The organism is Micromonospora chalcea, assembly GCF_002926165.1.
GTDB lineage: Bacteria > Actinomycetota > Actinomycetes > Mycobacteriales > Micromonosporaceae > Micromonospora > Micromonospora chalcea.
Genome location: NZ_MAGP01000155.1, coordinates 21,929 through 33,952 on the forward strand (window position 1 = coordinate 21,929; position 12,024 = coordinate 33,952).

Below are 12,024 nucleotides of genomic sequence, written 5' to 3' on the forward strand. Positions count from 1 at the left end.
TTCGTGGCGGGTCCCGGCTTCCGGCGGCGCGGACGTTCGGGCAGGTCACGGCCGGTTCGATCACCCATGTCGGGAAATTGGCCCGGTCCGGCTCGGAGTGCTGCCCAGGTCACCGGGTATGCGGGCGGCGCAGTTCACGCGACAGGAGGGACATCATGCCGAAAACCCTCGCGGTCGGGCAGGTCGACATCGGTGCGGCCTGGACCGACTTCTGGAGGTCGGTGCTGCTCTTCGTACCGCGGGCGATCGCGTTCATCGCGATTCTCGTCGTGGGTTGGCTCATCGCTAGAGCCGTACTCAAAATCGTGGACGCGGCACTGGAACGGGTCGGGTTCGACCGCGCCGTGGAACGGGGCGGTATCAAACGGGCCCTGGAACGCACCAAGTACGACGCCAGCGACATCCTGGCCAAACTGGCCTACTACGCGGTCCTGCTGTTCACCCTGCAGTTCGCCTTCGGGGTGTGGGGGCCGAACGCGATCAGCGACCTGATCCGCGGGGTGGTGTCCTGGCTGCCGAGAGCCTTCGTGGCGATCGTGATCGTGGTGATCGCCGCCGCCATCGCCAACGCCGTCCGGGACCTGGTCTCCGGCGCGCTCGGCGGGCTCTCGTACGGCCGGGTGCTGGCCGACGTGACGGCGATCTTCATCCTGGCGCTCGGCATCATCGCCGCGCTGAACCAGGTGGGTATCGCCACCACGGTGACCACACCGGTGCTCGTGGCCTTCCTCGCCACCGTGGCCGGCATCCTGATCGTCGGTGTCGGTGGTGGTCTGATCAAGCCGATGCAGGACCGCTGGGACGGGTGGCTGCACCGGGCCGCCGAGGAGTCCCGGGCGATCCGGCAGCAGCGGCAGGCGCAGCAGGCCGGCCGGGGTGACTACGAACGCAACATGGCCGACCGGGGCGGGCAGCCGACGCCGGCCGCGCCGCAGTCGTCGATGTCGGGCGCGGGCACGTACCGCTCCGGCGAGATGGGCGACGAGACGCAGCAGTTCCGCCGGCCGGGAGGCTGACGGCAACGGGTGACGGGGTGTCCGCGGGATGGTGGCGGGCGCCCCGAAACCGTGTCCGGGTCCGGCCGGCTGCCGGTCAGGCCAGGTGACGCGGGTCGAGTCCGCGGGCCAGCAGGCAGACCGCCAGCAGGCGGGTGAGCACCCAGTCCGGCGCGGACCAGTCCACCGGCTCGGCCGGCGGCGTCCAGCCGTGCTCCGCCGCCGCGTCGCGCAGCCCCTCGGCGTATCCGGCGAGCGCCGCCACGGTGAGCGGGTGGCGGTCGCCGTCGAGGCTGTCGCGTACCCCGGCGGCGTGCTGGTCGACCTCGGCGAGCAGCCCGGGGTTCGCGTGGGCCGCGGCGAGGCCGGCGGTGCCGACGGCGGCGGTCAGCGTGGTGAGGGTCGACCGCGCGGCCACTGCCGCGGAGCGGGTCGCGACCCGGTTGTTCGGCACGCGCATGGTGTCCGAGGCTAACGCCGCCCGGTGCGGACCGACCTCGGCCGACCGGCGGACTGCGGGGTCGTCCGGGAGAGCGGCCACGTCGTCCGCGGGGATTGAGTCGCCCGTGCGGGGGCAGAAGTCCGGCACGAGGAGCACGCAGCAGCCCCACGGAGGGACACCATGGGACATCTGGCCGACGGACCGGACCGGGCGCACCGCCGCCCCGACGGGGTGAGTGACGCCACGGTCGAGGCGCTGGGCAGGCTCAGCGAGGCCCTGGAGTGCGTCGAGCGGGCACGCGGGCACCTCTACGAGCTGCATCAGCTGATCGGCCACGCCGATCTGATGCTCGACGACGCCGTGGAGATGTTCCGCCGCGCCGGGCACCCGGGCCTGGCCGAGCGGATCGACCGGGAGCTGCTCGGGCGCAACGTCATCGCCGGGCGGTGGACGTTCCAGATCGTCGAGGACTTCGACGACGGGTACTACGCGCTCTTCCGGGAGCTGGACCGGCAGGCCCGCGACGAGCTGGTCGAGGGCCGGCGGCACCTCTACGAGGCCGAGATGAAGGAACGCCGCCGCAGCCGGGGGATGCCGGGGCACGAGGCGCGCCCCGGCATACGCTGACTCAGTCGGAGGAGCGGGCGTCGGCCGGACGGCGGCGCGCGCCGTCGTCGGCGATGATCACGGTCGCGACCATCAGCGCGACCACCAGGCTGAACAGCCAGGAGCTGTCCTCGGTGAACCGGGCGGAGACCGGAGCCTGGATCGCGGCGAGCAGGAAGCCCAGCCAAGCGAGCTTGCGCTGACGGTTGGAGAGGAAACCGGAGCCCTGTTGCATCCCGAAAGTCTTGCGCGCGACAGGGGGAGTGCCGTCAGCCGTTCGGCCGATTCTGGATGGGCTGTCCGTTTTCCTGGCTGTCCGTACCGCACTTTTTGTCGTATCGGCCGAGCATGAATCCGGCGGCCACGGGCATCGGCACGGGTGCCCGCAGCCGTCCGGGGATCACATGCTGTCCGGGCCGGTCCGCCCGATCGTCGACGGCCGGTAGGCCCGGTCCGCATCGGTCATCTCGCGCCGCTCGGCCTCCGGGCCGGCGCCCCGGTCCACCGCCTCCGGGCCGTGCCCGAACGCGGCCTCCTCGCCGGCGTCGTTGGCGGTGACGTCGTCGCCCTGGCCGTCCGTGGCCGACCGGGCGATGGCCTGGTCCAGCTCGTGCAGGGGAGTGCGGTCCTCGTCGCGCCACACGTGGCGGTCGTTGTCGGTCATTCCCCTGCGGTACCCGGACCGGATGATCGCAAACGGCCGGGCACGGCGACAGCCGCGGTCCCGGCTCGTTTCGATCCCGATGCCCGGTGGCCCGGAACGCTTCCCGGGCCACCGGGCATCGGCGATGGCGCTACTTGGCGCCGGTGAGGGCCACCAGGGCGTTGGCGGTGCGGAAGTACGGGTTGCGGCCGAGGTCGCCGACGGTGGTGATGTTGAAGGCGTCCTTGAGCAGCTTGGCGTCGCCGTCGCTGACCCCGGCGAGGGCGGACACCGGGGCGTCGACGATCTCGGTGAGGGTCTTGTCCTGGTAGGCCTTGTCGACCAGCTTGGTGAGGTCGGCGGTGACGGGCATGCACACTCCTTCGAGTTCCGGCCAGACAATCCGACCGGTTGCGGACAAACCTGACGGAATTAGATCATGAAGCGGTACCAGAGATCCACTGTGGATCCCCGGGCTCACTCCTCCTCGTCGCCGCCCTCGTCGTCGCCGAAGGAGTCGAACACCTCGTCGGCGAGCATCAGGCCGGCGAAGCCGAGCGCGGCGCCGCCGACCACGCCCGCGGCGACGGCGCCCATGCCCGGGCCGCCGTGCCGCTCGTGGTGCTCCTCCTTGTGGTGGCCGTACGCGGCGTGCCCGTAGCCGGGTGGGCCGTAGGCGGGCTGTCCGTAGCCGTGGCCGGCGTGCATGCTCTGGTAGCCGTCGAGGGCCTGGCGGACCCACGCGTCGACCTGAGCGGCCCAGTCGACCTGGTCGGCGTCGGTGTGCGCGACGTGGTAGCGGCCGAAGGAGTCATGGCCGCCGGAGAACAGGCCACCGCGCTTGTCGAACTCCAGCACCACGTCGACGCCGTACTCGTTCGCGACGAAGGTCAGCTCGACCTCGTTGACGGCGTGGGCGTACTGCGGGGCGGCGTAGTACTCGATCTCCTGGTAGAACGGCAGGCTCTGGCGCAGGCCCGAGATGTGCCCGCGTTCCAGGTCGGCGCCCTTGAACTGGAATCCGAGCCGGCCGAAGCCCTCCAGGATGCGTTCCTGCACCGGCAGCGGGTGCACGTACACCGGGTCGAGGTCGCCCTTGTCCACGGCGCCGCGGATCGCCACCTCGGTGCGCAGTCCCATCGTCATGCCGTGCAGGCGCTGCCCGTACAGGTCGGTCACCGGCGTCTCCCACGGCATCGCCACCTGGAACGGCAGCGACATCTGCTGTCCCTCGGACAGGCGCAGACCGCCGGCGACCTGGACCCGGTGGAACTCCACGAGGGCGTCGTACTCCTGCTCGGCGCCCTCCATCTCCACCCGGGTGACCAGCCCGACGGTGATGTGGTCGATCTCCACGTCGTGGCTGCCGCCGGTCAGGTTCACCTGCCCGCCCAGCATCAGCCCCGGGCGGGTACCCGGATTGGCCAGGACCGTGTCGACAGCGGGGCCGCCCACCCCGAACGCGCCCAGCATCCTCTTGAACACCACGAACATCTCCCTTGACGGCCACCGGACGTCCGGCACCCGGGATCCGGGGAGAGATTCACCTGGAACCCTTGTGCCGCAACGAGATCAACGGCGTCCATAATGGAACACGCCGCGCGGGGAGACTACCAACGCCACCTGAAAGGTAGCTGAAAGCATTCGCTTCGTCGCTGTGGGCCATCGGCCGGCGTGGGGCGCCGGAACAGCCGCAGCAGGCGGGCCGCGACCTCGCCGTCGCCCCGGACGACGACGTCGGCGGCATGCAACGGCACGCCACCGAAGATGAGCGAGCGGAAGGTCCCGGCGCCGGCCCGGATCACCAGGTCGGGATCGGCGGCGTCGGCGCGTACCACGTCGACGCGTCCGTCCTCGACGGTGACGAGCAGGCTGTCGCCGTCGAGAAGAAGCTGACACCGTACGGCGAAGTCGCGCGCCGCGGCCGGGTCGAAGGTGGTCTTCATGGCGAGGGCCAGCGCGTCGACGCTCAGCTGCGCCGACGAGGTCAGCGGACCCCGGCTGCCCCACCTGGCCAGCCCCAGCAGGGCGGGTTCGAGGTCCCGCCCCCATTCGGTCAGCTCGTACGCCCGGACGCCCGCCGGTGGCCCGAGACGCCGCCGGCGCACCACTCCCGCCTCCTCCAACTCGGCGAGCCGGGCGGTGAGCATGCTCTGACTGGCGCCGGGCAGGCCGCGCCGCAGGTCGGTGAAGCGCTTCGGTCCGAGCAGCAACTCACGGACGATCAGCAACGCCCATCTGTCGCCGACCAGGTTGAGCGCCCGGGCCAGACCGCAGGGATCGTCGTATGCGCGCGCCATCCGCTGATGGTATCGCTACAGCACTCTCTGGTGCTAAATTCGCACCGTGACGACGTACATCCTGATCCCGGGAGCCGGCGGCGACGCCTGGTACTGGCACCGCCTGGTTCCCCTGCTGGAGCAGCGCGGCCACGAGGCGATCGCCGTCGACCTCCCGGCCGCGGACGACAGCGCGGGACTGCCGGAGTACGCGGACACAGTGGTCGAGGCGGCCGGTGACCGCGGAGACCTGGTGGTGGTGGCCCAGTCGATGGGCGGCCTGACCGCGCCACTGGTCTGCAGTCGACTGCCGGTCTCACGGCTGGTCCTGGTCAACGCGATGATCCCGGCGCCCGGTGAGACCGGCGGCGACTGGTGGACCAACACCGGGCAGGACCAGGCCCGCCGGGAGTGCGACAGGCGCGAGGGCCGCTCTCCCGACGGGCCGTTCGATCCGCTGGTGTACTTCTTCCACGACGTGCCGCAGGACATCACCGACCAGGCCATGGCGGGTGGGTCACCGCAGTCGGGCACGCCGTTCACGCAGCCCTGGCCGCTTGATGCGTGGCCCGACGTGCCGACCGAGGTCCTGAGCGGCGGCGCGGACAGGTTCTTCCCGGCCGAGTTCCAGACCCGGGTGGCCCAGCAGCGGCTCGGCGTCACGCCCGAGCGCCTGCCCGGCGGGCATCTGCTGGCCCTCAGCCGGCCCGAGGCGCTGGCTGCCGCGTTGGACCGCTGAGGGCGGGGGAGGTTGCCTCAGGGGATGGGCCGGTCGACCGCACCGCGCCAGGCGCCCGTCTCCTGACCGCGCCGCTCGATGAACTGCTTGAACCGCTCCAGGTCGCCCTTGGCGCGCCGGTCGACCACGCCGAGCTTGTCGCCGGCCTGCTCGACCGCGCCGTGCGGCTCGAACTCCATCTGCAGCGTGACCCGGGTGTGCCCCTCGTCGAGGCGGTGGAAGGTCACCACGCCCGCCTGCTGGGTGCCCCCGGTGGAGCGCCAGGCCACCCGCTCGTCCGGCAGCTGCTCGGTGATCTCGGCGTCGAACTCGCGCTTCACGCCCGCGATCTCGACGGTCCAGTGGGTCATCGTGTCGGAGAGCTGCCGCACCTCCTGCACGCCGTCCATGAAGTGGGGGAACTCCTCGAACTGGGTCCACTGGTCGTACGCGGTCCGGATCGGGACGTCCACGTCCACGTGCTCGGTAACGCCACTCATGTCTGGGTTCCTCCTGTTCCGCCGGTGTGTGTCTCGTACGGGCCGTGGGCCGGCCCGCTCACCAGCGCGTCGTCTCGTTCCTGTGCCCGAGTGCGGCCCACACCTCGGAGATCGTCTGGTAGTGGGCGTCCGCGGGCAGGGTCTCCAGGGCGGCGACGATGTCCGTCGGCGCCTCGTTCTCCCGCGCGTTCGCCAGCAGCGCCTCCCGGTCGCCGGGCAGGGCGGTCATCGTGATGAACCGCCCCAGACGGCTGCGCGCCTCGACGTCCTCGGAGCTCATGCCCTGCGGCGTGCCGCTGCGCAGCTCCCCGGCCGGCGCCGTGGTGGCCTCCGGCTGGTCCTCGCCGGCGGGCTCCGGGATCCGGAACTCCTCGGCCCGCGAACCGCCGGTGCCGGCGCTCTGGACGAGACCGCTGACCTCGCTGCTCATCTGGTCGTCGACCCTGGGCGAGTGCTTGCTGCTGCCACGTTCCATGCCTTGGGAGATGCCCCGGGGGACCGCCGGTAAACCGGCGCCGGCCGGGAGAGCCGGTCATCCGGGCGGCAACCGGTCGGCCGGCCGCTGCCCGTCCGCCTTCTCGTCGTCGGCCGGGGCGCGCGGCGGCAGCACCGGGTCGTCCGGCTCCTCGACCCCGGCCTGCATCGCCCGCCCGCGCTGCAGCTCGGCGTTGACCTGCACGCCGAGCATCAACGCGCAGTTGGACAGGTAGAGCCACACCAGGAACGCGATGACCGCGCCGAGACTGCCGTAGGTGACGTCGTACGAGCCGAAGTTGGCCACGTACAGGCCGAAGCCGAAGGACGCGAGCACCCAGGCCACGAGCGCCAGCGCGCCGCCCGGGGTGAGCCAGCGGAACCGCGGCTGCTGCACGTTCGGCGCGATCCAGAACAGCAGCGACAGCAGCGTCATGGCGACCACGGCGAGCAGCGGCCACTTCGCCACCGACCACGTGGTGCGGGCCACCGCGCCGGCGTGCAGCAGGTCACCCACCGCGTCGGTGACCGGGCCGCTGACGATCAACCCCGTGGCCACCACCGCGAGCAGCACGATCGTCACCGCGGCCATGCCGATCTGCAACGGGCGCAGGCGGTAGAACGGACGGCCCTCCCGCACCCCGTAGATCGCGTTGGAGGCGCGGGTGAACGCGCCGATGAACCCGGACGCGGACCAGAGCGCGCCGAGCAGACCGAAGCTGAGCAGCACCTTCGCCGAGCCCTGCTGCTCGACCACGTTGCGCACCACACCCACGAACGCGTCGTTGCCGACCACCGAGCCGGCGCCGATCTCCCCGGCCAGGTCGATCACGGTGTCGACGGTGCGCGGGCCGTCGGAGACCAGGCCGACCAGCGCCACCACCACGATCGTGGACGGGAACAGCGCCAGCACCCCGTAGTAGGTGAGCGCCGCCGCCCAGTCGGCGCAGTTGTCGGTGACGAAACCCTTGCCGCTGCGCACCAGCACGCCGCGCCAGGTACGCCAGTTGAGCTGGCGGATCCGGCGGGGGAGACGGGATCGCGTCCGGCCGCCGACCGTCTGTGGTGTCGTCACGGTCATGTCCGCCTCCTCCAGGCTCCGCCACCGGGCGTGGCCCGGGCGGTACCCCCGGGGGGAAATCGACAAACCGGGGCGCCGGTTTGCCCGCCGGACGGGAGGGAACCACACCAGGCAGCCGATCGAGACTCCAGGAGGAGGACGAGATGCCCGGGCGCGAGGTACTGCCCAGCACGCTGCGGCGCTCCCCGGCGAAGGCGCAGCGGACCTGGGAGAAGACGCACGACTCGGCGGTCGAGACGTACGGCGAGGGGGAGCGGGCGCACCGCACCGCCTTCGCCGCGGTCAAGCACGAGTTCGAGAAGGTGGGCGACCACTGGGAGCCCAAGGGCCGCAAGGGGCCCAGCGACGAGCAGGCCGAAGGCGGCGGCCCGGCCCGGCGCGCGCCGACGGCCGGCGGGGTGGACGCCAACGCCAGCAAGGACCACCTCATGGAGGTGGCGAAGAAACTGGACGTGCGCGGCCGGTCCCGGATGACCAAGCCGGAACTGGTCAAGGCGATCGAGAAGGCCAACAACAACGCGACCCGCAAGGCCCGCGGGGGTCGCTGACCCCTGGGGGTACGCGTCGAGCCCGGGACCGCCTCGGTCCCGGGCTCGTGTCGTGCCGTCTCACCAGTGGCCGCCGCCCGGCGCCTGAAGGTGCACCGCCTTGACGGTGCTGAACTCGTCCAGCAGTTCCGGGCCGTACCCGAAGCCCTGACCGCTGCCCCGGCGCGGCTGGGCCGCGCCCCCCGGTGCCCCGCCGAACACCGAATTGATCTTCACGGTGCCGACCGGCAGTTCCCGCCAGGCGCGCTGGGCGTGGCTCATCGAGCCGGTCAGCACGGTGGCGGCCAGGCCGTACGGGGAGTCGGCCGCGCAGCGCAGCCCCTCGCTGAACGAGTCGACCACCACCACCGCGGCGACCGGCCCGAACGTCTCCTCGCGGACCAGCGCCATGTCGTGCCGGCACCCCTCGACCACTGTCGCCGGGTAGAACGCGCCCGGCCCCTCCGGCAGCACACCGCCGGCGCGTACCCGGGCGCCGTCGGCGAGCGCGGCCGTCACCTGCCCGTGTACGTGGTCCCGGTGCCGCCGGTCCACCAGCGGGCCGAGCTGCGTTTCCGGGTCACGGCCGGGGCCCACGGTGAGCGCCTCGGCGCGCGCCACGAGCGCGTCCAGGAAGCCCTCGGCGACGTCCCGGTGCACGTAGACGCGTTCCACCGCCACGCAGATCTGACCGGCGTTGGCGAAGCACCCGAGCGCCGCCTGCTCGGCCGCCCAGACCGGGTCGACGTCCGCGTCCACCACCAGCGGGTCGCTGCCGCCGTTCTCCAGCAGCACCTTCGCGCCGGTACGGGCGCCCGCGGCGGCGATCGCCCGGCCGGTCGCAGTGGAACCGACGTGGGCGACGACGTCGACGTCCTGCCCGGACAGCGCGGCCCCCACCTCGCCGCCGCCGCTGAGCAGCGACAGCACCCCGGCCGGCAACGCCGAGTCCAGCGCGCGGGCGAGCAGCCAGCCGGTGGCCGGGGTGCGCTCGCTCGGCTTGTGGACCACCACGTTGCCGGTGACCAGGGCCGCGCCGAGCAGGCCGCACGACACCGCCACCGGGTCGTTCCACGGGGTGATCGCGGCGACCACGCCGCGTGGCTCGGGGGCCATGAAGTCCAGCGCGTCGTGCGCGCCGTGCAGCGTCCGGCCGCCCCGGACCGGCGCCAGTTCGGCGTACTGTCGCAGCGTGCCGATGCCCGCCGCCACCCCGCCCCGCGCGTCCTCCAGGGGCTTGCCCATCTCCGCGGTGGTCGCCTCGGCCAGATCTCCGGCCGCCGCCTCGACCGCGTCCGCGGCCCGGTGCAGCGCCGCGGCCCGCTCCGCGGTCGGGGTCGCGGCCCATTCCGCCGCCACGCCCCGGGCCGCCTCCACCGCCTTGGCCACCTCGTCGGCGGTCGCCACCGGCGTCCGGGTCACCGGCGACCCGTCCGCCGGATCGTGGACGACAAGCTCGCCGCCCTCGCCGCCGGCACCCCACACTCCACCTATGAGCTGCGCAACCGTGTACATGCGGCCCTGCTTGCCCCGGCCTGGGCCGGGCAAACGCGTTTCGCCCGGTGACCGGCCGGGTAGGCGGATCTGATGACCTCGACCGCCGACGCCGTCGTCATCGGAGCCGGGCACAACGGGCTGGTGGCCGCGAACCTGCTGGTGGACGCCGGCTGGGACGTCACCGTCCTGGAGGCCACCGAGGCGCCCGGTGGGGCCGTCCGCTCCGCGTACGTGACAGCGCCCGGTTACCTCAGCGACCTCTACAGCTCCTTCTACCCGCTCGGGTACGCATCTCCGGTCCTGGACGGGCTGAGCCTGGAACGGCACGGTCTGTCCTGGACGCACGCCCCGGACGTGCTGGCGCACCTGCTTCCGGACGGCCGGGCCGCCGTGGTCAACCGCGACCTGGACACCACAGCGGCCTCGCTGGAGGCGTTCGCGCCCGGCGACGGGGAGCGCTGGCGGCACGCGTACGCCGACTGGCGCCAGGTGGCCGAGCCGATGCTGCAGACCATCACCACCCCGTTCCCGCCGGTACGCGGCGGGCTGGGCCTGCTGCGGCAACTCCGGGTCGGTGGCGCGCTCGGCCTGGCCCGCCGCCTCCTGCTGCCCGTCCGCAAGCTCGGCGCGGAACTGTTTGAGGGCGAGGGCGGCACGGTCCTGCTGGTCGGCTGCGCCCTGCACACCGACCTGTCCCCGGAGGAGGCCGGCTCCGGCGTGTACGGCTGGCTGCTCGCCATGCTCGGCCAGCAGGTGGGCTGGCCGGTGCCGGTCGGCGGCGCCCAGCGGATCACCGACGCGCTGGTGGCCCGGCTGGTCGAGCGGGGCGGGCGGATCGAGTACGGCGCCCGGGTCGAGCGGGTGCTCACCGCCCGGGGCCGCGCGATGGGCGTCCGTACCGCCGGGGGAACCGACTGGCGGGCCCGCCGCGCGGTGCTCGCCGACGTGCCCGCGCCGGCGCTCTTCCTCGACCTGGTCGGCGCGGCGGCGCTGCCGCCCCGGATGGTCGAGGACCTGGCGCACTTCAAGTGGGACGGCTCCACGCTCAAGGTCGACTGGGCGCTGTCCGCGCCGGTGCCGTGGAAGAACCGGGAACTGGCCGGCGCCGGCACCGTGCACCTGGGCGCGGACCTCGACGGGCTCACCACGTACGCGGCCGAACTGGCCCGCGGAGAACTGCCCCGGGACCCGTTCCTGCTGGTCGGGCAGATGTCGGTGGCCGACCCGAGCCACTCGCCGCCGGGCACCGAGTCGCTCTGGTCCTACACGCACCTGCCGTTCCGCCGGGACTGGCGGGCCGAGGACGTCGCGGGGCACGTGGAGCGGATGGAGGAGGTGCTGGAGGAGGCGGCGCCGGGCTTCCGGGCCTCGGTCGTCGGGCGGCACGTGGCCGCCCCGGCCGACCTGGAGGCCGCCGAGCCGAGCCTGGTGGGCGGCGCGCTCGGCGGTGGCACTGCCGCCGCGTACCAGCAGTTGTTCCTGCGGCCGATCCCCGGCCTGGGACGCGCCGACACCCCGGTGGACCGGCTCTACCTGGCCAGCGCCTCCGCCCACCCCGGCGGCGGTGTGCACGGCGCGCCGGGGGCGAACGCGGCGCGGGCCGCGCTGGCCCGCGACCGGGCCGTCAACGGCGCGGTGTACGCCCGCACGATCGCCGCCGCCCACCGCGCCGTCTACCGCTGACCGCGTCTGCGCGGCACCACCCTCGCCGCTGCCGTCCTCCGCGCCCTCGCGGCAGTGGGGTCCGGCCCGCGTCAGCGCACCCGCTGCGGCTGACCTCCGCCGACGTCCGCTCGCCCTGGCTGGCCTCCGGTCGCACCCATTGCGGCTGACCGCCCGACCCGCCAACCGCAGGACGCCTGGCACCGGAAGCTCGCCCACCGACAGGCGGGGTGCCGCTTCCCGCCCTCATCTCGCCAAGTGAGATCAGCAGCCCGCATCCCGGGAACTGGCGCAGATCTTGGTACGAAATGGCCCTCATGGGGGCCCTTTCGTACCAAGATCTGCGGGCCGCGCCTGGCGTGGCCGCGGTCTCGTGCCCGCTGACGTACTGACTGCGGTTAGGTGCCTGATCGTCGCGCGGGTGTGTCACGGGAGTGTTCGGCCAGCCCGCTCCTCGCCAGCCGCCGCGCCGCACGCCCACGTCCCGCGCGATCTTGCAGTTGGCGCCCGAGGGATGCCGGTTTTGCCAGGCTTTGCCGGGCACCAAACTGCAAGATCGCGCCTGTGGCGGGGTGGCGGGCTGGCCGAACACTCCCGTGA

General features: G+C 73.0%; 15 protein-coding genes. 5 read left to right on the forward strand and 10 right to left on the reverse strand.

Annotated features, from left to right (window positions below; genetic code table 11):
• The first annotated feature begins 155 nt into the window (after positions 1-155).
• Positions 156-1,016: a mechanosensitive ion channel family protein gene (locus tag BAW75_RS27070; RefSeq protein WP_104115370.1), complete on the forward strand. Its 861-nt coding sequence runs from the start codon at positions 156-158 to the stop codon at positions 1,014-1,016.
• A 76-nt stretch (positions 1,017-1,092) separates the two neighbouring features.
• Here the strand turns inward: BAW75_RS27070 and BAW75_RS27075 are convergent, their stop codons facing one another.
• Positions 1,093-1,455 (reverse strand): DUF6401 family natural product biosynthesis protein, encoded by a 363-nt coding sequence (locus BAW75_RS27075; protein ID WP_104115377.1) that lies wholly within the window; start codon positions 1,453-1,455, stop codon positions 1,093-1,095.
• 162 nt (positions 1,456-1,617) lie between these two features.
• Here BAW75_RS27075 and BAW75_RS27080 point away from each other — a divergent pair, with 162 nt between their 5' ends.
• Complete coding sequence (locus BAW75_RS27080; protein ID WP_104115372.1) at positions 1,618-2,064, forward strand: hypothetical protein; 447 nt, start codon at positions 1,618-1,620, stop codon at positions 2,062-2,064.
• Position 2,065: 1 nt separating this feature from the next.
• On the opposite strand, the gene BAW75_RS27085 is transcribed toward BAW75_RS27080, so the two are convergent.
• The 5 genes from BAW75_RS27085 to BAW75_RS27105 form a co-directional block, all read right to left on the reverse strand.
• Entirely contained in the window at positions 2,066-2,278 is a 213-nt protein-coding gene (locus tag BAW75_RS27085; RefSeq protein ID WP_030499856.1) for a hypothetical protein, read from the reverse strand.
• 165 nt (positions 2,279-2,443) lie between these two features.
• Positions 2,444-2,707: a hypothetical protein gene (locus tag BAW75_RS27090; RefSeq protein ID WP_030270328.1), complete on the reverse strand. Its 264-nt coding sequence runs from the start codon at positions 2,705-2,707 to the stop codon at positions 2,444-2,446.
• Positions 2,708-2,837: 130 nt separating this feature from the next.
• Positions 2,838-3,059, reverse strand: coding sequence for a hypothetical protein (locus BAW75_RS27095; protein ID WP_018788305.1), 222 nt, complete (start codon positions 3,057-3,059; stop codon positions 2,838-2,840).
• A 104-nt stretch (positions 3,060-3,163) separates the two neighbouring features.
• The gene (locus BAW75_RS27100) at positions 3,164-4,174 is read right to left on the reverse strand and encodes a sporulation protein (RefSeq protein ID WP_104115378.1); all 1,011 of its coding nucleotides are present in this window, start codon (positions 4,172-4,174) and stop codon (positions 3,164-3,166) included.
• A gap of 122 nt (positions 4,175-4,296) precedes the next feature.
• Positions 4,297-4,986 carry a winged helix-turn-helix transcriptional regulator gene (locus BAW75_RS27105; protein WP_208635319.1) on the reverse strand — a complete coding sequence of 230 codons (690 nt, stop codon included), beginning with the start codon at positions 4,984-4,986 and terminating at the stop codon, positions 4,297-4,299.
• A 46-nt stretch (positions 4,987-5,032) separates the two neighbouring features.
• On the opposite strand from BAW75_RS27105, the gene BAW75_RS27110 reads away from it, so the two are divergent.
• A complete protein-coding gene (locus BAW75_RS27110; RefSeq protein ID WP_104115373.1) occupies positions 5,033-5,704 on the forward strand; it encodes an alpha/beta fold hydrolase in 672 nt (223 codons plus the stop codon).
• A 17-nt stretch (positions 5,705-5,721) separates the two neighbouring features.
• Here the strand turns inward: BAW75_RS27110 and BAW75_RS27115 are convergent, their stop codons facing one another.
• The 3 genes from BAW75_RS27115 to BAW75_RS27125 are packed head-to-tail and all read right to left on the reverse strand — an operon-like array spanning position 5,722 to position 7,738.
• Positions 5,722-6,183: an SRPBCC family protein gene (locus tag BAW75_RS27115; protein ID WP_030499861.1), complete on the reverse strand. Its 462-nt coding sequence runs from the start codon at positions 6,181-6,183 to the stop codon at positions 5,722-5,724.
• A gap of 58 nt (positions 6,184-6,241) precedes the next feature.
• A complete protein-coding gene (locus tag BAW75_RS27120; RefSeq protein ID WP_043325035.1) occupies positions 6,242-6,658 on the reverse strand; it encodes a DUF2795 domain-containing protein in 417 nt (138 codons plus the stop codon).
• Positions 6,659-6,715: 57 nt separating this feature from the next.
• Entirely contained in the window at positions 6,716-7,738 is a 1,023-nt protein-coding gene (locus BAW75_RS27125; protein WP_064448758.1) for a YihY/virulence factor BrkB family protein, read from the reverse strand.
• Between the two features lie 143 nt (positions 7,739-7,881).
• Between BAW75_RS27125 and BAW75_RS27130 the strand changes: the two genes are divergently transcribed.
• Entirely contained in the window at positions 7,882-8,286 is a 405-nt protein-coding gene (locus BAW75_RS27130; protein WP_043325033.1) for a ChaB family protein, read from the forward strand.
• A gap of 60 nt (positions 8,287-8,346) precedes the next feature.
• Here the strand turns inward: BAW75_RS27130 and BAW75_RS27135 are convergent, their stop codons facing one another.
• A complete protein-coding gene (locus tag BAW75_RS27135) occupies positions 8,347-9,780 on the reverse strand; it encodes an aldehyde dehydrogenase family protein (protein WP_104115374.1) in 1,434 nt (477 codons plus the stop codon).
• Positions 9,781-9,852: 72 nt separating this feature from the next.
• On the opposite strand from BAW75_RS27135, the gene BAW75_RS27140 reads away from it, so the two are divergent.
• Positions 9,853-11,445: a phytoene desaturase family protein gene (locus BAW75_RS27140; RefSeq protein ID WP_104115375.1), complete on the forward strand. Its 1,593-nt coding sequence runs from the start codon at positions 9,853-9,855 to the stop codon at positions 11,443-11,445.
• Positions 11,446-12,024: the final 579 nt, after the last annotated feature.